The sequence below is a fragment of the Aphanothece sacrum FPU1 genome (assembly GCF_003864295.1).
In the GTDB taxonomy this organism is placed as follows: Bacteria; Cyanobacteriota; Cyanobacteriia; order Cyanobacteriales; family Microcystaceae; genus Aphanothece_B; species Aphanothece_B sacrum.
In genome coordinates this window covers 193,686-217,049 of record NZ_BDQK01000017.1, presented here as the reverse complement: position 1 = coordinate 217,049, position 23,364 = coordinate 193,686, and the positions used below count along the sequence as shown (strand labels likewise).

Here is a 23,364-nt window from a genome sequence, read left to right as displayed (position 1 = left end):
GTAGGAGGGGTAAAGTAGGTTTTCATCAATATAAAGAATGTTTATAGTAGGTTCCCTAAAGGACTTGAAAGCTATTAGGAGTTACGCACTGTAAGGTCATAATAAGGGTTTGAGATTGCTTCGCTATCGCTCGCAATGACACAAAATTGTTGTTTTTGGTTGGTGAGTGCGTAACTCCTCGCTATATAAGGGCGGGTTTATTTAGTCTTTTTGTGAGAATCATAACTCCTGTAAAAAACCCGCCCCTACGAAAACCTGCCCCTACGAAAACCTGCCCCTATAATCTAATTATGAATTGTGAATTGTTGAATTATCCTTTAGGAGTTAACCATCCGGCACTCAAGACGATAGTCAGTCCAATAAACACCACACTGAGGGCCCAAGTTACTTGGTTGAGGGTTTTTTCAGCACTTTTGGCTGAGGTAAATAATTGAGCTTGTCCACCAATACCCCCAATACCGTCTCCTTTGGGACTATGTAACAGAACAACAACGATTAATAAAGCGGCCGAAACGGCCCAGATAATTGAAATCAATTGTACAAGGTTCATAAAGCAATTAAATATCTACCAAAAGAATAGTTTAACGAGAAATGCGGATGGGGGTACGATTTAATTTGATTTCTACCTCTGTGGGTTTAATTAAAGATCGTCCCGTCATTTCTTCCGGTTGAGGTAATTGTAGAATTTGGAGGATAGTAGGAGCAATATCCGCGAGTTTTCCATCCTCTCGTAAATCAACCAAACCTCCATGTCCAGGAATTTTTCTTTGTTCTCCTTCGACTAAAATTAAGGGAACAGGGTTAGTGGTATGAGCCGTCCAAGGATTACCTAATTCATCGCGCATGACTTCTGCATTACCATGATCGGCGGTAATTAATACCGTTCCTCCCATTTTACTAATACTTGAGAGTAATTGTCCCAAACAATTATCAACAGTTTCAATAGCAGTGATGGCAGCTTGAATATTCCCCGTATGACCAACCATATCAGGGTTGGCATAGTTCATGACTATCAGAGAATAAATACCTTTTTCAATAGCTTGACAAGCTACATTTGTCACCGCTTCTGCTGACATGGCTGGAGATTGATCATAAGTTGCTACCATAGGACTTTGGATCAATTCTCGATCTTCCCCTTCAAAGGCAATTTCGAGTCCCCCATTAAAAAAATAGGTAACATGGGGATATTTTTCTGTTTCGGCGGTACGGAATTGTTTTAAGCCATGACGGGCCACCACTTCCCCCAAAATATTATTGAGATTTTGGGGTTCAAATGCTACCTTAACAGGTAGTTTGGGATCGTATTGGGTAAAGGTAACAAAACTCAAGGGTTGAATTAATTCCCGTTCAAAGCCATCAAAATTGGGCATAGTCAAGGCATAACACATTTGTCTAGACCGATCTGGACGGAAATTATAGAAAATAACTCCATCTCCTGATTCTATGGCACCTGGTGCTATGCGAGTCGGGGGAATAAATTCATCGGTTTTATCTTGCTTATAAAAATCTTCGATCACCTCGGTTGCGGTGCGTCCATCTTCTAACCCATCTTGAGTTAGGATATCATAAGCTAGTTTAACCCGGTCCCAACGGCGATCGCGATCCATTGCATAATAACGACCACTGAGGGTACTAATACGCCCGATGCCAATTTTATCGATGTGATTAGTTATTTTAGCAATAGCATTAATCCCTTCGTTGGTGCTAGTATCTCGTCCATCAGTAATGACGTGAATACAAACATCCGAGAGATCTTGTAATTTAGCTAAGTCAAGTAATCCTAACAAATGATCGAGGTGAGAATGAACACCACCATCAGAACATAATCCAATTAAGTGTAGTTTACCCTTGCGAGAACGTACTTCCTCGCAAATTTTGACTAAAACGGGGTTTTTCAATAATGATCCATCTTCTACCGCATCTGAGATCCGTACTAATTCTTGGGGGACAATACGGCCCGCACCAAGGTTAAGATGGCCTACTTCTGAGTTCCCCATTTGACCATGAGGAAGACCAACATCTTTACCGGAAGTCTTAATCAGTGTTCGAGGATAGGTAGTCCAAAGACAGTCCATTACAGGAGTTTTCGCCAAGGCAATGGCATTAGCTTCTGTAGATTGACAATAACCCCATCCGTCTAGAACCACTAGCACCACCGGAGATACAGGTGCTTGCGCCATGATTGTTCACCTATTAATGATAGTTTGATGCACATGATACCATTGACTTCTCAAAAGTACCTAATTTTTAGAATGTTTCTTGAGGTTAAATTTTTAGTCCACACACTCAATTATATATTAACAAATTTCTCCAATAATGAAAACCCCCCTTTTTACGGGGGGAAAAAATACTCTTGATTGGCGTTTAAATGGAACAGGAGTCTCGATAACACCATTTGAGCAAAGTTGCCCCCAGAAGAAATTTCAACCCTTCTAGCAGCCAATAACTCCAATGTAGGGTGATCATGGCTGGTGGCATGGTATTTGTCGCTTCAAAGGGGTTTAACTGAAGACCTAAGCCACTCATTTGCGGGGTTAGTATATAAGTGTATATGAGAGCGATCGCTAGTAAAACACCGGCTAAAACAATTGACCAACGTTCTTGAAGATGGATGAGAGTATGATGGCGACGGAATACTAAAAATCCCGTTAAAACAATGGCTGCACAGATTAATTCTATGCGGTTAAATAATCCGAAAATGAGATATCCTGCACTGGCAAAACCGCCTTGATTCATCATACCGGATAGGGATAATCCAGGAATTATGACCAAATCAAGCATGATACTGGCACTTAGCCAAAATCCCAGGGTCAACATGACTACGGTTGTCCAGCTAAGGGACTTCCCATTTTTTTCAGAAATACTATTCATAGGAGTCCTCTACATTTACTGTCCTGTTTTCATTATTAAAGACATTGCTTATAACTCTCCTATTTCGATAAATATCTTTACAATTAACAGTGTTTGGGGTTTAACATTATTCAATTACTAAAAATTAACTGGCTTCCTTAAATAATATTATGGCTCTCCCGTATCTGTGGTGATAAGTAAAGCTTATAATTCGTAGGGTGGGTTAGACGCGGCTATGATTTTGATGAAAAACCCATAACTTTTAAGACGCGTCGTAACCCACCATCTTGAGTATTTTATCTGATTATACATTTTATACCAAGATGTTGGGAGAGGCTAATATTTAGTGAGATGCGTTGGGAACGCATCCTACTACATAATTAAAATGGCCATTTCCAGTCATTAATTTCTGGTTTATCTATGCCATTTTCGTAAGCATAAGCACGGTGTTCAATAATCGCATTTTTCATGCGTTCCCGTACATAAGCGGCGGCTGATCCTAATTTTGGAACCCGATCAATTACATCAATAACTAAATTAAACCGATCAATTTGATTATTAATGGCTAACTCTAAAGGCGTATTAATATTGCCTTTTTCTTTATAACCTCGTACATGAAGATTATGATGATTAGTGCGACGATAGGTTAATTTATGAATTAACCAGGGATAGCCATGAAAATTAAATATAATCGGCTTATCTTTGGTAAATAAACTGTCAAAATCCCAATCAGATAACCCATGAGGATGTTCTGAATGATCTTGTAATTTAAACAAATCTACTACATTGACAAAACGTACTTTTAATTGAGGAAATTCTTGCCGTAAAATGGCAGTAGCAGCTAAAGATTCTTTTGTGGCTACATCCCCACAAGAAGCCATCACAACATCAGCAAGATCGGGTTCTGTGCCACAATCATCATTACCGGCCCATTCCCAAATTCCAATGCCTTTTGTACAGTGTTTAATGGCATCTTCCATGTTTAAAAATTGCAGATGTTTCTGTTTATCAGCTACAATTACATTGACATAATCTTGACTTTTTAAACAATGATTAGCAACGGATAATAAACAGTTAGCATCAGGAGGAAAATAAACCCGAACAACTTCAGAACTCTTATTAGTAACTAAGTCAACATATCCAGGATCTTGATGAGAAAATCCGTTATGATCTTGTCGCCAAACTGTCGAAGAAAGTAGAATATTTAAGGAAGAAACAGAAGCCCGCCAAGGTACTTCATTCTTACAAATATCTAACCATTTTGCGTGTTGGTTAAACATGGAATCTACCACATGAGCAAAGGCTTCATAAGTGTGGAAAAAACCATGACGACCTGTTAATAAATACCCTTCTAACCATCCTTGCAAAGTATGTTCACTTAACATTTCCATCACTCGACCATCGGTGGTCAGTTCGCTGCCGTCTGCATCATCTTCAATGATATCAGCCATCCATACTTTTTTGCTGACTTCGTAGATAGCATTAAGACGGTTTGAAGCGGTTTCATCTGGGCCGAAAACACGAAAATTTGTCATGTTTTTTGCCATGATATCCCGTAAAAAATTGCCCAAGGGTTTGGTATTTTCTGCTTCTACCTTTCCGGGATGATCAACCGTAACCCCATAGTCACGAAAGTCTGGCATTTTGAGATCTTTTCGTAATATTCCCCCGTTAGCATTGGGGTTCGCACTCATCCGATGGGTTCCGGTGGGGGCTAAATCTTTTAATTCTGGTAATAGTTTACCCGTTGCATCAAATAATTCTTCGGGCTTATAACTTCTTAACCAATCTTCTAAAATCTTAATGTGACCAGGGTTGTTGTGCATTCCTGATAGGGGGACTTGGTGCGATCGCCAAAAATCTTCAGTCTTTTTCCCATCGACGGAGGCTGGGCCTGTCCATCCTTTAGGTGAGCGTAACACAATCATAGGCCACATGGGACGTTGTGCAATGCCACTGATACGCGCTTCTTTTTGTATTTCCTTAATCTCTAAAATAGCAGTTTCCAGGGTTGCTGCCATTTTTTGGTGCATTATTTCGGGGTCGGAACCTTCGACAAAATAGGGTTTGTATCCATACCCTTTAAAGAGATATTCTAATTCTTCGTGACTAATACGGGCTAAGATGGTGGGATTAGCAATTTTATAACCATTAAGGTGCAAAATGGGTAAAACTGCCCCATCTCGGATAGGATTGATAAATTTGTTAGAATGCCAAGCAGTAGCAAGGGGCCCGGTTTCTGCTTCTCCGTCTCCGACAACTGCGGCTACAATCAAATCAGGGTTATCTAAAATTGCTCCGTAAGCATGAGATAAAACATAGCCTAGTTCGCCACCTTCATGGATAGAACCAGGGGTTTCTGGAGTGCAATGACTACCAATACCACCAGGGAAAGAAAACTGTTTGAAAAAGGCTTTCATTCCTTCTTCATCTTCACTCTTTTCGGGATAAACTTCTGAATAAGTTCCCTCTAAATAAACGGGGCCTAAAACTCCAGGGGCCCCATGACCTGGGCCAGCCATATAAACAGTATTAAGATCGTATTTTTTGATCAATCTGTTGAGGTGAATATAGATAAAACTTAGCCCAGGACTTGTTCCCCAGTGACCTAATAAACGGTTTTTGACTTGTTGTTCTGTAAGAGGTTCTTTAAGTAAAGGGTTATCTTGTAAATAAATCATGCCTACAGCTAAATAATTACAAGCGCGCCAAAAAGCATGAATTTTTCGCAATTCTTCGACGGATAAATGGGTTTGTTCTATTTGGATTTTATCGGGTGTTGCTACCATAATGAAGACTCCAAAATTACACCGTAAATTTAAAATGTTAACCAGAAAACCTATCTTGAGTTAACTTATTATTGTTTAATATAATGGCTCAGAGTCAATAATGCAATTAATTAGGTAAAAATTTTATACACTATACATATTCAGTCTCTTTGTAGGGGCTGAATACCATTAAGCCCTAAGATTTAACCCTATGTTTATCTTACTATTTACTTATTGTTAACCTGGAGTTAATTTAGATTCATCTATCTATCAAATCAGGACTTAAAATCAACATCTAGAGACATTGCCTAATTGGTACAACTCAAAATTAATATTATTTTATGATTTGTTTGTTGCTGATTGATATATAATCATTCGTCTATCAATAAAATAGTCTAATAACAATCTAAAATTTTTCTGGAACTAGAGCGAATCAGGGAGAAAATTCATAGGATGTTAATAATTAAACTTCAATCAATAGTTTAGAGTTTAGGGGATAGAGTATTGTAGAAGCAAAAGGTCTTTTTTTGATCATTTTCAAATTCAAGATTACTTATTTTATTTAGGAGTTTTGCTCATGACAACGGTGAAAGTTGGTATTAACGGTTTTGGTCGTATTGGAAGATTAGTATTCAGGGCCGGTATTAATAATCCTGATTTTGAATTTATCGGTATTAATGATCTGGTTGCACCTGACAATATTGCTTATTTACTTAAATATGATTCAACTCATGGCCGTTTTAAAGGGACAGTAGAAGCCAAAGAAGATGGTATTGTAGTCAATGGTAAATTTATCCCTTGTTTTTCCATTCGTAACCCTGAAGAACTGCCTTGGGGAGAACGAGGAGTAGATTATGTGATAGAGTCTACAGGATTATTTACCGATTATGAGGGTGCGGCTAAACACTTAAAAGCGGGTGCTAAACGAGTTCTCATTTCTGCACCTACTAAAGAGCCTGACAAAATTCGTACTTTTGTTGTAGGGGTTAACCATACTGACTATGACCCCGCCAAAGATCAAATTGTTTCTAATGCTAGTTGTACTACTAATTGTTTAGCTCCCATTGCCAAAGTGATCAATGATAATTTTGGCTTAGCAGAAGGGTTAATGACAACGGTACACGCCATGACAGCGACTCAACCCACCGTTGATGGCCCCAGTAAAAAAGATTTTCGTGGGGGACGAGGTGCGGCTCAAAATATCATTCCTGCGTCTACGGGAGCGGCAAAAGCGGTTACTTTAGTTATACCAGAATTAAAAGGCAAATTGACAGGGATGGCTTTACGGGTTCCTACTCCTGATGTATCTGTGGTTGATCTTACCTTCAAAACCACAAAAGCGACCAGCTATGCTGCTATTTGTGAGGCGATGAAATCTGCTGCGCTGGCTGAGCTTAAAGGAATTCTGGGCTATACTGAGGAAGATGTGGTATCAATGGATTTTCAAGGGGATGGCCATTCAAGTATTTTTGATACTAATGCAGGGATGGAATTAAATTCTAATTTCTTTAAAGTTATCTCTTGGTATGACAATGAGTGGGGTTATTCTTGCCGAATGTTAGATTTAATGAAAGTTATGGCAGCTAAAGAAGCAGAAGTAATGGCTACTGTTTAGTGATTAAATGTAGAGGCGTTTTAGCTAACGTCTCTACTTATTCTTGGCGTTGCATCCCTGCGCGATGATCTACTATTTCCTTTATCACTACATATTTACTACTACCCTTTCCCACTTGTACCAGGAAGACCGCGCCGAAGGGTATTCTGCTATAACCAGAATACCCTAGCCATTTTGACGACAAAATACAATTTTTCTATGAATAGCTTTTCTACTGATCAATGGTTAATATATAAAGAGTTTCGTTTTGAAGCGGCCCATCAACTTCTTCATCATGACGGTAAGTGTCGCCGTCTTCATGGCCATAGTTGGGTGGGAAGGGTTTATGTGATAGGCGATCGCTTGATTACTGAGGGGCCTAAACAGGGAATGATTATGGATTTTGCCGATATTCAGCAACATTTAGACCCTCTGATTGAGAATTTTTTGGATCATTATTATCTCAATGAAAGTACAGGACTCGAAAACCCTTCTTGTGAAGCGATCGCTAAATGGATTTTTGAAAAATTAGAAGGGGCCGGACTTGAGGGACTTCAAGCAGTTGAAATTCAAGAAACTTGTACTTCTGGTGCTAGATATATGCGAATAAAGCCTTAATTGTTTGATAGTTCCTGTTATGAATGCATCATGATCACAATGAATGAAAAAACAGAAGAATGGCAATCACTCTTAAGCATAATCGTCTGAGATCTTGTAAATTAGAAACATAGCCATCAAAGATAACAAAAAGGAGAAAACTATCATGACTTGGCGCGGTTCAGCAGATATAAAAGATCGTATATTTGGGACATTAGTATATTGTTTTGCCATCTTCGATACGATTTCTTTCAGTGTATTTTTAGTCAGTCAGTTTCCCGTATTTGGATTTTTTCTAATTCCTGCTTTTCCTGTAGGTTTTCTATATGGACTAATAGGGCAAACCCTAGGCCCGTTAGGCAATTGGGGCAGTTTTATCGTCTTTTTAATCTTATTTTTTGTCGTTGTCCGTAACGAAAAAATTAGTCATTTTATTCGTTACAATACCATGCAAACCATTCTCATCGGTATCTTATTAGCCCTATTCCAAATTATCATAGAAACCTTAATGCCCGCATTAGGTCAAGGAGGATTACTCATAGAAACCCTCTTTAACGTCGTATTTCTTGGTGGAATTGCCGCTTGTTACTATTGTATGGTGCAATCAGTCTTAGGACGTTATGCAGAAATTCCTACGATTTCTGAGGCTGCTTATTCTCAGGTTCGCTAATAGATTGAGACGGGTCAAAAATAGCTAAGACAGGATTTTCTAAGCTACCAATGCCTTCAATTTCAATCTTAACAACATCCCCCACGATTAGGGGGCCTACCCCTTCAGGGGTTCCCGTCAAAACCACATCCCCTGGCAATAAGGTCATAATATTAGAAATATAGGAGACAACCGCTTGAGGCGAAAAAACCATATCTTGAATTAAGGCAGACTGTCGCGGTTGAACTTCATTATTGATAAAAGTTTGTAGTTGCGCTCCAGCACTCAATTCTCGCACAATCCAGGGGCCAAGAGGACAAAAACTATCAAATCCTTTGGCCCTGACCCACTGATTATCTTTTTGCTGTAAATCCCTGGCCGTAACATCATTAGCAATAGTATAGCCCCAAATTTTGGTTCTAGCTTCTTGGGGAGAACAATTTTTAGTAGTTTCACCGATAATTAGGGCTAATTCTCCCTCATAATCAACCTGTTTAGATTGTAGAGGATAATAAATCCCTTGAGTATCAGCAATTACCGTACTAGGAGGTTTCAAAAATAATAAAGGTTCGGCCGGAACAGTATTACCTAGTTCAGCCGCATGGGCCCGATAATTTCTACCCACTGCTACAATTTTAGAAGGAGAACAAGGAGCTAACAAACTATAGGTTTCCGGTTTTAAAATGACCCCCGTTGCTTCTCCCCCCTGCCAAGGAGCAAAATCTAAAACCGATACACTGCGGTTGAGATTGAGTAATCCATAATGGATTTGTCCTTGATTGGTTTTAACTCGAACGTAGCGTTGCGTCATAACGGTGAGCAGTCAGTGTGATGAAAATTAAATGAATTAGCCAAACTTAGGGATGTAGTCCTAGTCTGATTGTATCGAATTCCGTTAGAATGCCGAATCAAATCATTAAACTACAGCTTATGCTATAATTTAGTGTTTGTAACCCAAAAAGTAAAGAATCGATTTTGATCCTTGCTTCTGGGCCTTGTCCTAGAAGCCTTTTTGTCCTTAAGGAGATTAATACCATGAGTGAACAGTACGAAATGATCTATATTCTGCGTCCCGATTTATCAGAGGAACAGGTACAGCAAGAAGTAGACAAATACCGAGATTTTTTAGGGGAAAATAAAGCCTTAGATATCCAAATTAAGATTTGGGGTAAACGACGACTAGCTTACCAAATTGGCAAATATATGGATGGTATCTATGTCCAAATGAATTATGAAGCTGATGGTACCCAAATTGCTCCCTTAGAACGGATGATGCGCTTAGGGGAGGAAGTCATTCGCTATCTCACTATTAAACTCAAGAAAGTTGCCTCCCCTACCCCTGAAACAGAATCAGAAGAAGCTACAGTCGAAGAAGAAGCAGCCGCTTAAAGACAGAGTGATATCCTCCCACGCACTCCGTAAACTTCGTGCGGGGCTTCCCTAACTCACGATAGGGCATTCCTGCTTATTCCCGTTTACCGAAAATTTCGGTAAAAGCCCCGCGTCTTCAGCGCGGCTTTTTATTTTATGAGCGTTGCATCATTACGGGATGATTTAACTTTTTCCTAATTTTTAAAGTTTCTAATTTTAGCCGCGATCGCTGCCATAAAATTTTCTCCTTAATTATAAATCATCCCGCAACTATGCAACGCCAAATGATTGATATATAATCAATTAAAGCACAGAAACAAAGCCCTAAAAAATAGGGCAAGCATTGCTCACCCTATTGATCAGTTTAGGAAACCTTAGACTTAGTAGTCAAAGTCCCCACCACCGCCACCACCTGCAGAAGGTTTTTCTTTCTCAGGTTTGTCCACTACAATACATTCAGTGGTTAAGACCATTCCCGCAATAGAAGCAGCATTTTGTAAGGCAGAACGAGTCACTTTAGCAGGGTCAACGATCCCTGCATCAAACATATCGGTAAACTCGTTATTAGCCGCATCATAACCTACGTTAAAGGGTTTTTCTTTGACGCGCTCAGCAATAACCGCTCCGTTTTGACCCGCATTTTCTGCAATACGTTTTAGAGGTGCGGTTAAAGCACGCGAAACAATTAAAGCTCCTGTTAATTCTTCATTGAGTAGGTTATCTTTAGCCCAAGTTTCTAAGTCAGGAGTCAAATGAGCTAAGGTAGTACCACCCCCAGGAACAATACCTTCTTCTACAGCAGCTTTGGTAGCATTGATCGCATCTTCTAAACGCAGTTTACGATCTTTCATTTCGGTTTCAGTAGCAGCACCCACTTTGATGACAGCCACACCACCGGATAATTTCGCTAACCGTTCTTGCAATTTTTCTTTATCGTAAGAAGATTCGGTTTCTTCCATTTGACGACGAATTTGCTCACAACGACCCTTAACGGCTGCTTCGTTGCCTTCGGCGATAATGGTGGTATTATCTTTGGTTAAGGTGATACGACGGGCTTTACCAAGCATTTCTATCTTAGTATTTTCCAGTTTCAGACCCGCATCTTCGCTGATGACTTTACCACCAGTCAGGATGGCAATATCTTCTAACATTTGTTTACGGCGATCGCCAAATCCAGGTGCTTTAACCGCAGCAACAGTCAGAACGCCCCGTAGACGGTTGACAACTAAGGTGGCTAAAGCTTCTTTTTCAATGTCTTCTGCAATAATAACTAAGGATTTGCCTTGACGAGCAACTTGTTCTAAAACAGGTACTAAATCTTGAACTAAGGCGATTTTTTTATCGGTGAGTAGAATGCAAGGATCGTCTAAAATTGCTTCCATGCGTTCGGGATCAGTGACAAAATAAGGGGAAATATACCCTTTATCAAAACGCATCCCTTCGGTAATTTCCAGTTCGGTGAACATGGATTTTCCTTCTTCTAAGGAAATTACACCTTCTTTGCCCACTTTATCCATAGCATCGGCAATCATTTTACCGACTTCTTCGTCGTTTCCAGCAGAAATAGACCCAACTTGGGCGATCGCTTTGGAATCTTCTACGGGTTTAGCGTGTTCGGCAATTTTGGAAACTAAAAAGTCAGTAGCTTTATCAATGCCTCGTTTGAGAGAAATGGGGTTAGCTCCTGCGGCGACGTTCCGTAACCCTTCTTTAACGATAGCATGGGCTAAAACGGTGGCGGTAGTGGTTCCGTCTCCGGCCACATCGTTGGTTTTAGAAGCAGCTTGACGAATTAGAGATACTCCGGTATTTTCGATATGATCTTCTAACTCAATTTCTTTAGCAATGGTGATCCCATCGTTAACAATTTGGGGGGCCCCAAATTTTTTCTCTAGTACAACATTACGACCTTTGGGACCAAGGGTCACGGCCACAGCTTCAGTCAGAATGTCCATGCCTCTTTCTAAGGCACGGCGGGCATCTTCATTGTAGACAATAATTTTAGCCATAATATGATATCTCCAATCAGTCGATTAATGAACTTGGGTGATAAATGCAATGTTGAGGGAATGAGTTATCCTTATCTACTTAGGCGACAGTTGCTAAGATATCTTTTTCTGATAACAATACGTAATCTTCGCCAGCTAGTTTGACATCGGTGCCAGCATACTTAGAATAGAGGACTTTATCGCCTACTTTGACTTCTAATGCAGAACGGGTTCCGTCATCGTTGCGTTTACCAGGCCCCACGAAAACTACTTCTCCAATTTGGGGTTTTTCTTTGGCGGTGTCAGGTAGTAAAATTCCTCCAGCGGTTTTTTCTTCTGAGGCACTGACTTTGACAAATACGCGATCGCCAAGGGGTTTGACGGTAGATACGTTAATACTGATTGCTGCCATAAATTAATTAATCCTCTTAATGGTTCTTTTCTAGAAGTCTGTGCTGTCTTAATTAAATTAGCACTCTCACCTTCCGAGTGCTAATCTAACGAAATTAAGGGGTACGTGGCAACTCGTAAAAGGGTACGGGTTCCCGAACTTATTATTTCGCTCAAAGTCTGCAAGTGAGTAGATGTGGATTTTTTGTAGGGGCGGGTTTTTTACAGGAGTTATGATGCTCACAAAGAAATTGAATAAACCCGCCCCTCTTTTATGATGCTCACAAAGAAATTGAATAAACCCGTCCCTCTTTTATAATGCTCACAAAGAAATTGAATAAACCCGTCCCTCTTTTATGATGCTCACAAAGAAATTGAATAAACCCGTCCCTCTTTTATGATGCTCACAAAGAAATCGAATAAACCCATCCCTCTTTTATAATGCTCACAAAGAAAAGGTTATTTATTCTTAATTTACAGTTCTAAAAGAGGAACTCTAATTGCAAGATGAGAGAAAAAAAGCTTAACTAAACGGTTTATAGAAGCAAAGAAATTGTTAATTTAATTTGAGTTAATCCCTGTGGGATCAAGGGTTAAATATGTTATCTCTTAGCTAGGGACTGAATTTACTCCAATAACGTCCCGATTAACAGGACATTTTAAACTAAAAGAATTCTCTAACTTAACCGCTTTTTCTAAGCTTTCCCAAGTATTAGTAAATGGTCGAGAAGCTAAGGTACAAGCTTTCCACTCAGCCCTTACAGGCACTCCTAATTGTTGACACATTCCCCCTCTACGTCCTTCAGTTTGATAATAACGACAATAGCGACAAGATGAGGCGAGAAAATTAGTTGTTTTCATGGGAGTTATTTAAAAAGGGATTATCGGTTGACCCTACGATTTATTATCTGATATCCCCTATTAATTCCTTATTGGGTCTTGTTATGCTTCTTGTATAGGTTTGAGTCTCCTCTTCAATTAAGAAGTCTTCAGAATTTTTTAATATTGTTTTTACAAAAGGATACAGGATGTCTCGATCATCTATATAACTTGTTAAACTATGATCCCTAAAGATAGGTGATTTCCCTAATAACAGCTTGGGGATCAAGGATAAAAATATTGTTAAACGGTATAAACTTGCAAGGTATCTCAGTAATTTTATCTAGATAAACTCCAATCTAAGCTGCCTTAACTTCCTAGAGAATTGTATAACATTAGACATTTTTCTGCCAAGATTGGGACGCACAATGACAACACTTTGACCAACGTTCTAGTTCCCCTGGAGGTGTAGGGCAATTGCACTGAGGACAGAGGGGAAGAAATTGCGATCGCTGTTTAATTACTTGAGTCCATCGCCCAAAGGCTATCTCTGGTGTCATTATAGACTTAGACTCCTGGGGATCACTTAGAGGAGGAACAGGAGGAATAAAACTCGGATGTTGTGGTACTTTATTGTCTACTGCCTCAGAAGACTTTTGCTCTCTTTTGGGGGAACTGTCCCATCCCACTGAAGAAAAACGAATATCTTCTAACGGTTCTGTTCTCACTATATTGTTAAGTTTTATTAATATAAAATACCGTTGTAAGGATAAAGTTTGCGCCCAAACTGCGCTAGAAGTGGCGACCCAGAGGATATTTCTCTGAACAAAAAGTAACCGAGTTTGAGCAGTTACTTGAGGTTCAACAACTGTCTCCCAAGCTTGACACAAATCTTTGTAGCGTCGATAATTGGCAAAATTAGGTTGTTTTTCTAAAGCAGCTAATAGACGATCAAGGGAATTAAAAGTCATATTTAAAGGAATAAGTCAGTAGGTTGAGTTGAACGATAGTGAAACCCAAAAACCACCAGTTCGGTGTTCATCGTGGATAATTTTTTCCACAAATTACCTGATGTCGAACTCAGGCCAGTAGGTTAGGTGGAACCATAGTGAAATCCAACAAAACCCATGTGCTGTGTTGGGTTTCGTTCCTCAAACCAACCGACGGAAATGGTTTATTGATGATCTCCCATATACCAAGTTAAAACACCCCCCAAAATTGCTAATGCAGCTAAAGCTAATAAAACAGATTGTAAACCAAATAAAGTTTCAGCAATACCGGCCAAAACTAAGGGTAAAGAAAGAGCAATATTAACCGCATTATTTTGTAATCCAAACACCTTACCACGCATTTGAACTGGAGTTTCTGCCTGAATGGTGGTTTGCATGGGAACACCGATAAAAGCGGCAAATAAACCTAAAAAAGTAGTCATAATTAAAGTTGACCAAAGACTATTAGTAGAGACAGATAACCCAAACAAAGAAACTGCCATTCCGAAAGAACCTAATAAACCCAATTGACTGTGACGAAATTTTTGGCCCCAATTCCCTAAAATTCCTGCTCCTAAAGCCATTCCTAAACCGCCACCTGCTAACAAAAAGCCAAATTGTTCTGCTTTCATACCTGGAATTGTTTCAGCCATCCGTACGGCCAAAACTGACAAAGCGGCAAAGATAGAAAAGAGAATGACCAATTGAAATAAGGCATTACGAACCCGATAATTACTACCTAAATAACGAATACCATCTTTAATATCATCAAATACATGAGGACGTTCTTTTTGATAATGTTTTGCTTTTTCTCCTGTGCGGAGTAACAATAACATTAATCCCGAAATAGAATAAGCTGCACCTACAACAAATGATTTTCCTTCTTCCCAGGAAAATCCCCAAAATTCGGCTAATCTTGCTGAGACTTCTAATAAAGGTTCTCCAATGGCAAAACCGACAATAGTCATGGCCATCATAGTAGTAGTAAACAAAGAATTAGCTGATAGTAAGTGACGACGTTTAACTACTAAAGGAATAGTCACTTGTTCAGCAGGTGCAAAAAATTGAGTGATAGTTGAATCAATAAAACTGAGAATTAATAAAATCAAAAAACCGACCGGCAAGAAAAATATATCTTGAGTGTGAGAGTGCCATCTTCGTAACCAAATTGGCAGCCAATTTACCGATAAAGCAATAGTTTTGTCTTGAGATAACCAAAGTAAAGGAGGAATAATAAAAACCAATACAGCGCGAACAAGATTAGAAATTACTAATACCTCTTTTTTGGGCCAACGATCAACATAAACCCCTGCCAAAGTTCCAAATAAAATTGCTGGAATTGTAAAAGTAATCATAATCGCGGATACCCAACCACTAATAGGCTGATTTTCCCCTTGAAAATGGCCTGCAATTAAAGCGATCATTAAGACTAGATAGACTTTATCCGCTAATTGGGAAAATACTTGTCCTGTCCAGAGAATGAGAAAGCGAGGATTCTCTAAAACGGCGGCAAATCCCTGTCTGGGAGTTGGAATAGGAGGAGGAGGAGGCTGACGATCCATAGGAGTAGATAAAGGAGTTTTATTAGACAATTCTGCCGATTCATCGGGAACCGATGGGGTTGACTCGGATTGGGAAACGGTCATATTTTTGGTTAGGGTTTGTCAGAAATTACACAATTTTTATTAAACCTTAAAACTCTAACTCTGATAAAGTATCTACGAGGGTAGCTGCGCGAAAAGAACGGCCTAGATGGTATTGGGCATACTCTCTGAGCAAGTGTTCCACTCTAACCCAAGTCACAGACTCCTCATAAGCAACCGCTTCTTCCTCAAATTGTGGTAAAGAAGAGAGGTTTAGTTGTTGTAACAAGCTTAATTCTAAGGAACCTAGTTGATGATTAATCAGGGGTAAAGTCCAGGCACTTGGAGCAATAATAGATAGTTTAACTGTTTGTGCGATGGTTTCACGGGTTGATAAATTAATCAGTCCTCCCGCTTCAAAACTAAAACCGACTCTCCACTTAGCATCTGTAAAATTCCCAACTATGGTTTCTTGGGTGAGACAACAACGTTGTACTTCCGGTACCATACCGGCGATCGCTAATAAATGAAAGATCCCATGGGCTAAATGACCATGTAAACTTTGCTTTTCTGACATTTGTTCTAAACGTCGTAGATGTTCGTTTAGGACTTGATACAATTCGCTTTGAGGCTGTTCGCTTAAGGCCAAACATAATACTACTTCGGCTAAATATTGACTTCCTGCTAATTTCCCTAAATTTTTCGTTAATCCTGGATAAGATTGCAAAATATCGGCTTGAGTAATTTTATCAAGTGATCGCCCTTTAGCAATTAAAAAATTATTGACCACGAATAATTCACACCGTCCCCGCAGTTTAGATTGGTGTTTTCTGGCCCCTGGTGCCACAGCGCGAATTAAGCCAAATTCTGGCGAAAGAATTGTTAATAGGCGATCTGCTTCTCCAATGGGCATTCCTTTTAAAATAATTCCCGTAGTTTGATAAGTTCGACTCATGGACAATAATATATAAATAGTTGGAGATTACAACCTTTTAGGCTGGTGATTTTGACGAACGAGAAAAGCCAGAGGCTAAAAGATTGTTATATGATCAAAAAACCGACACAATGGTAAAAAATCCCATTTATTATTTAGTAGTTTATTATGTCAGTTTTGGCCGCGATCGCTGTTTTAGCCCTATTAATTGTTGTTCATGAATTAGGTCACTTTGCCGCAGCTAGACTGCAAGGTATCCATGTTAATCGATTTTCTATTGGTTTTGGCCCTATTTTACTGAAATATCAAGGGTCACAGACAGAATATGCCCTTCGTGCTTTTCCTTTAGGGGGATATGTGGGATTTCCTGACGATGATCCCCAAAGTAATATTGTCCCAAATGACCCCAATTTATTAAGTAACCGTCCGATTTTAGATCGGGCGATCGTTATTAGTGCGGGAGTCATTGCTAATTTAATTTTTGCTTATTTTCTGTTAGTAGGACAAGCAGGAACGGTTGGCATTCAAGAAATACAACCAGGATTAGTGATACCCAAAGTTGATCCGGCTTCGGCTGCTATGGTAGCAGGAATTGAACCAGGAGACATCATTTTAGGGGTCAATAACCAATCATTAAATAAGTTTCCTGAGGCTACGACTTCTTTTATTGAAATCGTCCAAACTTCTGTTAATAAACCTTTGACTTTTGAGGTGAAAAGAGAAGAAAGTTCTTTAACTTTGACAGTTACACCTCAAGCAAATGAACAAGGACAAGGAAAAATTGGGGTGGCACTTCTACCAAATATTAAGTTAAATCAGGCACATAATTTTCTAGAAGCTTTAACTTATGGTGCAGATACTTATCAGAACTTAGCTATTTTGACCGTTAAAGGTTTTTGGCAACTGATCAGTAATTTTCAAGAAAATGTTCAACAAGTAGCTGGCCCAGTCAAAATTGTAGAATATGGAGCCAATATTGCTAGTCATGATGCCGGTAATTTGTTTCAATTTGGGGCATTAATTAGTATTAACTTAGCCATTATTAATATTTTGCCTTTACCTGCTCTTGATGGCGGTCAATTGGCATTTTTACTCGTGGAAGCTTTGTGGGGAAAACCCTTGCCTAATAAAATCCAAGAGAATATTATGCAGACAGGATTAGTGCTTCTGTTGAGTTTAGGAGTGTTTTTAATTGTTCGTGACACGGTTAATTTAGCGATTTTTCAACAATTGATTCAACAAATCGGATTGTAATGCCTATTATCCGCAAATGGCCTCCTAAAAAACAACGAGCTTTAGAGATTTTACAGATTCTCAAACGGCTTTATCCTGATGCAACTTGTAGCCTAACTTATGAAAATCAGGTACAACTTTTAGTAGCGACAATTCTTTCAGCACAATGTACAGATGAACGAGTTAATAAGGTTACTCCTGGGCTATTTGCTCGATTTCCTGATGCGACCTCTTTAGCTCAAGCTGATAGGGAAGAATTAGAAACTTTGATTCGTTCTACCGGATTTTATCGTAATAAAGCTAAAAATATTCAAGGAGCTTGTCAGAAAATTGTTCAGGAATTTGAGGGGAAAATTCCCCAACAAATGGAAAAATTATTGACTCTCCCTGGTGTTGCTCGAAAAACAGCTAATGTGGTGCTATCTCACGGATTTGGGATTAATGAAGGGGTGACAGTAGATACCCATGTTAAACGGTTAAGTGGGCGTTTAAGGCTGACTGAAGCCACTGATCCGGTTAAGATAGAAAAAGACTTAATGGTATTATTACCTCAAGCTGACTGGGAAAATTTTTCTATTAGGATAATTTATCATGGCCGGGCTATTTGTAAAGCGCGTAATCCTAATTGTCAAGCTTGTGATTTAGCTGATCTTTGCCCTTCAGTTGGACTAGGTTAAAATCTATGATAAAACCATTAATAAACCTAAATGTTATACCCAATCTAAAATGAGTCAGACAAATCCAAATCATTCTCACACAGAGTCTAACTTATATGAGGTTAAACCTCAAAAACCGATGCCTGTGGTTGTTTATGAACCTGAGAGTCGTTTAAGGCATCCACTTCAACTTTTTCAGGAAATGTGGGCGGATTTGCTCTCATCACGAGATTTAGCTTGGCAACTTCTTAAACGGGATATTCAGGCACAATATCGTCAATCTTTATTAGGCATTATTTGGGCGTTTATTCCTCCATTAGTGACTGCTGCAGGTTTAACCTTTCTCAGAGAGGCGAAAATACTGAATTTAGGAGAAACGAGTATACCTTATCCGGTTTTTGTTATTTTTAGTATGACCTTGTGGCAAACGTTTACTCAAACTCTCAATAGTATGATGGGGGCATCTCGAACGGCTAAAGCAATTTTAACAAAATTAAAAGTTCCTCCTGAAGCTTTTGTTATCTCTAAGATAGGGCAAATTATATTTAATTTTGCTATCCAATTGATTCCTGTTGTGTTCTTTTTTATTTGGTTTAAAATACCAGTCACTTGGAGTTTATTACTTGCTCCTGTTGCCTTTATTCATTTACTTATGTTAGCTGTCGGAGTTGGTTTGTTAATTGGGCCATTATCTTGTTTATATGGTGATGTTAGTAAATTCATGACCTATATTATTCAAGGTTGGTTATTCATTACTCCAGTTATTTATCCCATGCCTTCTCAGGGTTTTTGGCGAATCTTACTTAAGCTAAACCCTGTTACTCCTCTATTAGTAACTACTAGAGATTTAGCAACCACAGGAGAAGTTTCTCAAGTTTTAGGGTTTTGGATAGCTAGTGTGATTGCCATTATTAGTCTATTATTAGGATGGATTTTTTATCGTTTAGCCATGCCCTTTATTGTCGAAAGAGCGTGACATCCTCCCGACCCTAACCCAAGGGTAAGTACCTGGACAAAAATAAACGTTACGGTGAAGTGAGCAGGGGAGCGCCGGAGCGCCCGAGAGGGGTTACAACCTAGTTACATTTCTTAACATAGTATTGTTTATTTATGTCCGACTACTTATAAGCTAATACGCATCTAAATTTTATATAACGAAATTGCGGTGACTAATTACTATGATACTTTAGCCAAAAGGAGTTAAAGCGATGTTAAAAGATTTAGATGAAACCTTAAAATTGCTATTAAACAATAATTTAAAAAGTGATGTGATCGGTTAACTGAGCTAAACTTAGTTTAGTCAACAAACTAAGTTTAGCTTGCCCTGCGAGAAGCCCCGCACCGTACCGCTTCGGTCGGTGTCGGGATGAGAGCAGGGGCCGAGATTGACAACAAAGCTTGTGATTATTGTACATGATTTCTTTCTAGGGATTGACAATTATCCCCTAAGTATTTTATAATATGGAAAATGTGTTCAGTTGATAAAAGTGTTAAACCTTAACTACGCTTATCGAATTTATCCTGATGCCAGTCAAGAGAAAGAATTGCTTGAATGGCTAGAAATTTGTCGAGGTGTTTATAATTACGCCTTGGCAGAAAGAAAAGAATGGATAAATTCTCGTAAATGTCAGGTTAACGCTTGTAGTCTTCATTCTGAATATATCATACCTGCTCACCAGCCCTTTCCCGACTATTATAAACAGAAAAAAGCCTTAACAATAGCTAAAAAACAATATCCAGAACTTAAACGAGTTCAATCTCAGGTATTGCAAGAGGTTATGGGTCGTTTGGATAAAGCGTTTAACTTTTTCTGGAAACGAAGTTTTGGTTTTCCTCGTTTTAAGAAATATGGTCAGTTTCGCTCAATTAATTTTCCTCAATTCACGGAAAATCCGATAACAGGGTATCAATTAAAACTCCCAAAAATAGGGGATGTTCTAATTAATCTACACCGCCCTATTCCTGATGGATTTATCGTTAAACAAGTTCAGATAGTTAAAAAAGCTTCTGGTTGGTATGCTGTCATTTGTATTCAATCAGATGTCAAAATACCTTCTGCAAAGCCTCAAGGAAAATCTTTGGGTATTGATTTGGGGCTGGAGAAATTTATTGCCACATCTCTTGGGGAACTGATTGCTAGACCCAAGTTTTTTGTCGAACTTCAAAGTAAGCTTAAATGGCTACAACGAAAACTAGCCAAAAAACAAAAAGGGTCTAAAAATCGACTTAAAGCTATTCAAAAAGTAGCTAGACTTCATGAACATATTTACAACACTCGTAAAAACTTTCATTATCAAGTAGCTCATCATCTTTGTGACCAATCGAACATAATCTTTGCTGAGGATTTAAACTTAAAAGCCATGTCTAGAGGGATGCTATGCAAGCATACTCTTGATGCGGGTTTTGGTGTTTTTTTGGAATCATTGAAGCACGTTGCTTGGAAACGAGATGTTTATTTTGAGAAAGTTGACGCTAATTTTACCAGTCAAATATGTCCCAATTGTAGCGTAGTAACTGGTAAAAAAGAACTGTCTCAACGAGTACATGATTGTTCTCATTGTGGTTTTTTAACCGATAGGGATGTTGCTTCAGCTATGGTTGTTGAGCAACGTGGACTTGCAGCCCTCGGACTGGGGGTCAAGCTGCCTGTGGAGGAAGATGTCATCGGGGATATCCCTAAAAAGGTATCTAGAGCGTCCCGTAAAAACAGGAAAGCCTCATAGTGATATGGGGAAGCCCGCGCTATACTGCTCTTAGCAGTTAGCGTCGGGAGGATGTCACTCTATCCTAAAGCTTATTCTGGTAAGCTTTTGAGGTTTGCGATCGCTTGGTTTATCTAGATGTCGTATCACCTCTTGAATTAATCGTGTTATCATCATTGTATATACATTTTGTGTATGCTAATGGACTTTGAATGGGATGAAAACAAAAATCGACAGAATCAACAAAAACACGGGATAAGCTTTGAAGAAGCCAAAGAAATCTTTCAAGGGATTTACTTCACCGCGATCGATGACCGTTCCGACTACGGCGAAATACGAGAGATTGGTATCGGCACCATCCGGGGCACTGTTATCGTCACCGCAATCTATACCGACAGAAACGGAAAAATTCGTCTAATCTCCGCCCGAAAAGCCACACCCAAAGAAAGGAAACAATACAATGACTATCTCCGATGAACGACTTAAAGAAATCGAAAATATCCCCGACTCCGCCATAGATACCTCCGATATCCCCGAACTCGACGAGCATTTCTGGGCTAACGCCAAAATGGTCAAACCTACTGCCAAAAAAGCCATCTCAATTCGGATAGACGAAGATATTTTGGATTGGTTTAAAAATCAAGGTAAAAATTACCAAACGATGATTAATACCGTTCTGCGTTCCTATGTCGAGCATCATCAAAAGTAAACCTATCTTGTCGGTCGTGTGGAGGAACGAAATCTAACAAATTCAGTGCGATCGCCGACGAGTGTAGGGTGCAAAGCATGAAATGTAACGCACCCAATTGATTATTATTCACCATCATCGTCTTAATATTAAGTATGGGATCTTAATGCGATCGCCGATAATCTCTTGATCCTATGCGATCGCCGTTCGTCTATTGTGATCCCTATCTTGTAGTGTGATCGCAGACCATGCAATACGAAGCTATCTATCAACGTCCTAATTTATTAGGAATGTCGTAACAACCTCCTGGAATTGTTCCTCTGGTCAGTTCTCCTCCCCAAGTACAACAATAATAACGCTGTTCCTCACTGAGATTTTGAACCTTACTCAAATTAGCATTTTCCAGGACAACTCCCGTATAAGCCCCTGTTTCGTAATCTGGTGATACACTACGAGAGCGAGGACTAGCGGTTTGAAGCGAACCATAAAACAATCGAGTCCCTCTAAGATCAGCCCCCTTGAGATTAGCATCATAAAGAACCGTCCGAGATAGATTAGCCTTAATCAGATCACAATTACTCAAGTCAGCACGAACCATATTAGCCTCACTCAACTCTGTCCAGCGTAAATCTTGTCCCGATAAGTTAGCACCAGCCAACATTACTCCCAAATTTATCACCCGTACCCCAGAAGGACGATCTTCGGCATAACCTCCAGAACCATCGAGCATGGGTCGTCCTAAACGACTATCTCGCATGAGAGGAACTAATAACTTAGATTGAGATAAAAACCGGAGAATTTTAGCTTTTCCGGCCCCATCCACACTACTGAGAATAGCTGCGGTACGTCCTTCTGCAATAGAACGTTCTTGAGGCCAATCTTCGAGCATTCCTTCCCCATCGAGAACTAAATCAGAAATTCCCTGAAAATAGGTATCAATGGTCTGTTGTTGGGTAATGAGGTTTTGTTGAAGGGTTAAATCTTTGGAGATGACATATTGGGCCCAAGCGATATAAACCGCCAAAATAGCGATCATAATTTGACCTAAAGCCCCTACCCATTCAGCCCAAGATCCAAATTCATCGTATTTAAACTGATTGAGCCAACCTTTAATATTTTGATATATGCCCAAATAGTGTGCTAATCCGGCTATAGACAGGATAAAAACCACAAATCCGCTCACAGAGCTTCGTTCTTGAGGAGTCAAATAACGAATCAGCCATTCTCGGATAGAAGGTAAGATCACTTGAAGAGACAAGATCAGAGCTACGATTGCTCCTGTTACCCCTATCCAAGAAATTTTCAACAGTAATCCCAGACCCATGATAGCGGCTGAAGTTATCAGTAATAAAGGATTAGAGGGTTTCACTTGTTGTAAATAGAAAGATTTAGGAAGGGGTTCAGATAAAGACTGAGCATCTGGATTTGATTTTTCTAGAGAAGAAGTCACCAAACTAGAGGTAGGTTTCTTGCCGTTTTCTTGTGAAGATATAATCGGAGTATCGCCCGCAGAAGTGGACTCAGATTGGGTCGTCATAATCTATCGTTAATCA

General features: G+C 39.3%; 22 protein-coding genes. 10 read left to right on the top strand and 12 right to left on the bottom strand.

All coding sequences use genetic code 11. The annotated features are described in order from the left end of the window. Positions 1 to 310: 310 nt before the first annotated feature. The 4 genes from secG to AsFPU1_RS20915 all read right to left on the bottom strand — a co-directional run bounded on the left by secG (position 311) and on the right by AsFPU1_RS20915 (position 5,639). Complete coding sequence (gene secG / locus AsFPU1_RS20930; protein WP_124973351.1) at positions 311 to 550, bottom strand: preprotein translocase subunit SecG; 240 nt, start codon at positions 548 to 550, stop codon at positions 311 to 313. 31 nt (positions 551 to 581) lie between these two features. Further along, the gene (gene gpmI / locus AsFPU1_RS20925) at positions 582 to 2,180 is read right to left on the bottom strand and encodes a 2,3-bisphosphoglycerate-independent phosphoglycerate mutase (RefSeq protein WP_124973353.1); all 1,599 of its coding nucleotides are present in this window, start codon (positions 2,178 to 2,180) and stop codon (positions 582 to 584) included. 184 nt (positions 2,181 to 2,364) lie between these two features. After that, positions 2,365 to 2,871: a DUF4149 domain-containing protein gene (locus AsFPU1_RS20920; protein WP_124973355.1), complete on the bottom strand. Its 507-nt coding sequence runs from the start codon at positions 2,869 to 2,871 to the stop codon at positions 2,365 to 2,367. 359 nt (positions 2,872 to 3,230) lie between these two features. Continuing rightward, complete coding sequence (locus AsFPU1_RS20915; protein WP_124973357.1) at positions 3,231 to 5,639, bottom strand: phosphoketolase family protein; 2,409 nt, start codon at positions 5,637 to 5,639, stop codon at positions 3,231 to 3,233. A gap of 556 nt (positions 5,640 to 6,195) precedes the next feature. Here AsFPU1_RS20915 and gap point away from each other — a divergent pair. The 3 genes from gap (at position 6,196) to AsFPU1_RS20900 (ending at position 8,479) form a co-directional block, all read left to right on the top strand. Then, positions 6,196 to 7,233 carry a type I glyceraldehyde-3-phosphate dehydrogenase gene (gene gap / locus AsFPU1_RS20910; RefSeq protein ID WP_124973359.1) on the top strand — a complete coding sequence of 346 codons (1,038 nt, stop codon included), beginning with the start codon at positions 6,196 to 6,198 and terminating at the stop codon, positions 7,231 to 7,233. 198 nt (positions 7,234 to 7,431) lie between these two features. Next, positions 7,432 to 7,830 carry a 6-carboxytetrahydropterin synthase QueD gene (gene queD / locus AsFPU1_RS20905; RefSeq protein WP_124973361.1) on the top strand — a complete coding sequence of 133 codons (399 nt, stop codon included), beginning with the start codon at positions 7,432 to 7,434 and terminating at the stop codon, positions 7,828 to 7,830. Positions 7,831 to 7,975: 145 nt separating this feature from the next. Then, positions 7,976 to 8,479, top strand: coding sequence for a Tic20 family protein (locus AsFPU1_RS20900; protein ID WP_124973363.1), 504 nt, complete (start codon positions 7,976 to 7,978; stop codon positions 8,477 to 8,479). Here AsFPU1_RS20900 and AsFPU1_RS20895 read toward each other — a convergent pair. Continuing rightward, the gene (locus AsFPU1_RS20895; RefSeq protein ID WP_124973365.1) at positions 8,442 to 9,269 is read right to left on the bottom strand and encodes a fumarylacetoacetate hydrolase family protein; all 828 of its coding nucleotides are present in this window, start codon (positions 9,267 to 9,269) and stop codon (positions 8,442 to 8,444) included. The two genes, AsFPU1_RS20900 and AsFPU1_RS20895, sit on opposite strands and share 38 nt — an antisense overlap. A gap of 224 nt (positions 9,270 to 9,493) precedes the next feature. Here AsFPU1_RS20895 and rpsF point away from each other — a divergent pair, with 224 nt between their 5' ends. Beyond that, entirely contained in the window at positions 9,494 to 9,847 is a 354-nt protein-coding gene (gene rpsF / locus AsFPU1_RS20890; protein WP_124973367.1) for a 30S ribosomal protein S6, read from the top strand. 362 nt (positions 9,848 to 10,209) lie between these two features. Here rpsF and groL read toward each other — a convergent pair whose 3' ends face one another. The 6 genes from groL to recO all read right to left on the bottom strand — a co-directional run bounded on the left by groL (position 10,210) and on the right by recO (position 16,553). Then, positions 10,210 to 11,838, bottom strand: a complete 1,629-nt coding sequence (groL, locus tag AsFPU1_RS20885) for a chaperonin GroEL (protein ID WP_124973369.1) — start codon at positions 11,836 to 11,838, stop codon at positions 10,210 to 10,212. A 79-nt stretch (positions 11,839 to 11,917) separates the two neighbouring features. Continuing rightward, the gene (gene groES, locus AsFPU1_RS20880) at positions 11,918 to 12,229 is read right to left on the bottom strand and encodes a co-chaperone GroES (RefSeq protein ID WP_124973371.1); all 312 of its coding nucleotides are present in this window, start codon (positions 12,227 to 12,229) and stop codon (positions 11,918 to 11,920) included. Positions 12,230 to 12,816: 587 nt separating this feature from the next. Next, positions 12,817 to 13,068, bottom strand: a complete 252-nt coding sequence (locus AsFPU1_RS20875) for a hypothetical protein (protein WP_124973373.1) — start codon at positions 13,066 to 13,068, stop codon at positions 12,817 to 12,819. A gap of 353 nt (positions 13,069 to 13,421) precedes the next feature. After that, positions 13,422 to 13,997, bottom strand: a complete 576-nt coding sequence (locus tag AsFPU1_RS20870; protein ID WP_124973375.1) for a DciA family protein — start codon at positions 13,995 to 13,997, stop codon at positions 13,422 to 13,424. Between the two features lie 203 nt (positions 13,998 to 14,200). Further along, a complete protein-coding gene (locus AsFPU1_RS20865) occupies positions 14,201 to 15,661 on the bottom strand; it encodes an MFS transporter (protein ID WP_124973377.1) in 1,461 nt (486 codons plus the stop codon). Positions 15,662 to 15,707: 46 nt separating this feature from the next. After that, positions 15,708 to 16,553, bottom strand: coding sequence for a DNA repair protein RecO (recO, locus tag AsFPU1_RS20860; protein ID WP_124973379.1), 846 nt, complete (start codon positions 16,551 to 16,553; stop codon positions 15,708 to 15,710). A gap of 147 nt (positions 16,554 to 16,700) precedes the next feature. Here recO and rseP point away from each other — a divergent pair, with 147 nt between their 5' ends. The 6 genes from rseP to AsFPU1_RS20830 all read left to right on the top strand — a co-directional run bounded on the left by rseP (position 16,701) and on the right by AsFPU1_RS20830 (position 21,832). Continuing rightward, a complete protein-coding gene (gene rseP / locus AsFPU1_RS20855; RefSeq protein ID WP_124973381.1) occupies positions 16,701 to 17,786 on the top strand; it encodes an RIP metalloprotease RseP in 1,086 nt (361 codons plus the stop codon). Continuing rightward, positions 17,786 to 18,442: an endonuclease III gene (nth, locus tag AsFPU1_RS20850; protein WP_124973383.1), complete on the top strand. Its 657-nt coding sequence runs from the start codon at positions 17,786 to 17,788 to the stop codon at positions 18,440 to 18,442. The genes rseP and nth overlap by 1 nt, the downstream gene beginning before the upstream one ends. Before the next feature lie 49 nt (positions 18,443 to 18,491). Further along, on the top strand, positions 18,492 to 19,397 hold the full coding sequence (locus AsFPU1_RS20845) for an ABC transporter permease (RefSeq protein WP_124973385.1): 906 nt from the start codon (positions 18,492 to 18,494) through the stop codon (positions 19,395 to 19,397). A 511-nt stretch (positions 19,398 to 19,908) separates the two neighbouring features. After that, on the top strand, positions 19,909 to 21,144 hold the full coding sequence (locus AsFPU1_RS20840) for an RNA-guided endonuclease InsQ/TnpB family protein (protein ID WP_124973387.1): 1,236 nt from the start codon (positions 19,909 to 19,911) through the stop codon (positions 21,142 to 21,144). 180 nt (positions 21,145 to 21,324) lie between these two features. Continuing rightward, positions 21,325 to 21,600 carry a BrnT family toxin gene (locus tag AsFPU1_RS20835; protein ID WP_124973389.1) on the top strand — a complete coding sequence of 92 codons (276 nt, stop codon included), beginning with the start codon at positions 21,325 to 21,327 and terminating at the stop codon, positions 21,598 to 21,600. Beyond that, on the top strand, positions 21,584 to 21,832 hold the full coding sequence (locus AsFPU1_RS20830) for a BrnA antitoxin family protein (RefSeq protein WP_124973391.1): 249 nt from the start codon (positions 21,584 to 21,586) through the stop codon (positions 21,830 to 21,832). The genes AsFPU1_RS20835 and AsFPU1_RS20830 overlap by 17 nt, the downstream gene beginning before the upstream one ends. A 247-nt stretch (positions 21,833 to 22,079) precedes the next feature. Here AsFPU1_RS20830 and AsFPU1_RS20825 read toward each other — a convergent pair whose 3' ends face one another. After that, complete coding sequence (locus AsFPU1_RS20825; RefSeq protein ID WP_124973393.1) at positions 22,080 to 23,348, bottom strand: pentapeptide repeat-containing protein; 1,269 nt, start codon at positions 23,346 to 23,348, stop codon at positions 22,080 to 22,082. Positions 23,349 to 23,364 lie beyond the last annotated feature (16 nt).

What these genes read in the sequence shown, in the direction of transcription:
- AsFPU1_RS20865 (WP_124973377.1), bottom strand. Translation starts at nt 15,661, where the DNA reads ATGACCGTTTCCCAATCCGAGTCAACCCCATCGGTTCCCGATGAATCG.
- AsFPU1_RS20920 (WP_124973355.1), bottom strand. Translation starts at nt 2,871, where the DNA reads ATGAATAGTATTTCTGAAAAAAATGGGAAGTCCCTTAGCTGGACAACC.
- rpsF (WP_124973367.1), top strand. Translation starts at nt 9,494, where the DNA reads ATGAGTGAACAGTACGAAATGATCTATATTCTGCGTCCCGATTTATCA.
- AsFPU1_RS20900 (WP_124973363.1), top strand. Translation starts at nt 7,976, where the DNA reads ATGACTTGGCGCGGTTCAGCAGATATAAAAGATCGTATATTTGGGACA.
- AsFPU1_RS20845 (WP_124973385.1), top strand. Translation starts at nt 18,492, where the DNA reads ATGAGTCAGACAAATCCAAATCATTCTCACACAGAGTCTAACTTATAT.
- secG (WP_124973351.1), bottom strand. Translation starts at nt 550, where the DNA reads ATGAACCTTGTACAATTGATTTCAATTATCTGGGCCGTTTCGGCCGCT.
- AsFPU1_RS20915 (WP_124973357.1), bottom strand. Translation starts at nt 5,639, where the DNA reads ATGGTAGCAACACCCGATAAAATCCAAATAGAACAAACCCATTTATCC.
- gpmI (WP_124973353.1), bottom strand. Translation starts at nt 2,180, where the DNA reads ATGGCGCAAGCACCTGTATCTCCGGTGGTGCTAGTGGTTCTAGACGGA.
- AsFPU1_RS20835 (WP_124973389.1), top strand. Translation starts at nt 21,325, where the DNA reads ATGGACTTTGAATGGGATGAAAACAAAAATCGACAGAATCAACAAAAA.
- AsFPU1_RS20895 (WP_124973365.1), bottom strand. Translation starts at nt 9,269, where the DNA reads ATGACGCAACGCTACGTTCGAGTTAAAACCAATCAAGGACAAATCCAT.
- AsFPU1_RS20830 (WP_124973391.1), top strand. Translation starts at nt 21,584, where the DNA reads ATGACTATCTCCGATGAACGACTTAAAGAAATCGAAAATATCCCCGAC.
- recO (WP_124973379.1), bottom strand. Translation starts at nt 16,553, where the DNA reads ATGAGTCGAACTTATCAAACTACGGGAATTATTTTAAAAGGAATGCCC.
- AsFPU1_RS20870 (WP_124973375.1), bottom strand. Translation starts at nt 13,997, where the DNA reads ATGACTTTTAATTCCCTTGATCGTCTATTAGCTGCTTTAGAAAAACAA.
- gap (WP_124973359.1), top strand. Translation starts at nt 6,196, where the DNA reads ATGACAACGGTGAAAGTTGGTATTAACGGTTTTGGTCGTATTGGAAGA.
- groES (WP_124973371.1), bottom strand. Translation starts at nt 12,229, where the DNA reads ATGGCAGCAATCAGTATTAACGTATCTACCGTCAAACCCCTTGGCGAT.
- rseP (WP_124973381.1), top strand. Translation starts at nt 16,701, where the DNA reads ATGTCAGTTTTGGCCGCGATCGCTGTTTTAGCCCTATTAATTGTTGTT.
- queD (WP_124973361.1), top strand. Translation starts at nt 7,432, where the DNA reads ATGAATAGCTTTTCTACTGATCAATGGTTAATATATAAAGAGTTTCGT.
- AsFPU1_RS20825 (WP_124973393.1), bottom strand. Translation starts at nt 23,348, where the DNA reads ATGACGACCCAATCTGAGTCCACTTCTGCGGGCGATACTCCGATTATA.
- AsFPU1_RS20875 (WP_124973373.1), bottom strand. Translation starts at nt 13,068, where the DNA reads ATGAAAACAACTAATTTTCTCGCCTCATCTTGTCGCTATTGTCGTTAT.
- nth (WP_124973383.1), top strand. Translation starts at nt 17,786, where the DNA reads ATGCCTATTATCCGCAAATGGCCTCCTAAAAAACAACGAGCTTTAGAG.
- groL (WP_124973369.1), bottom strand. Translation starts at nt 11,838, where the DNA reads ATGGCTAAAATTATTGTCTACAATGAAGATGCCCGCCGTGCCTTAGAA.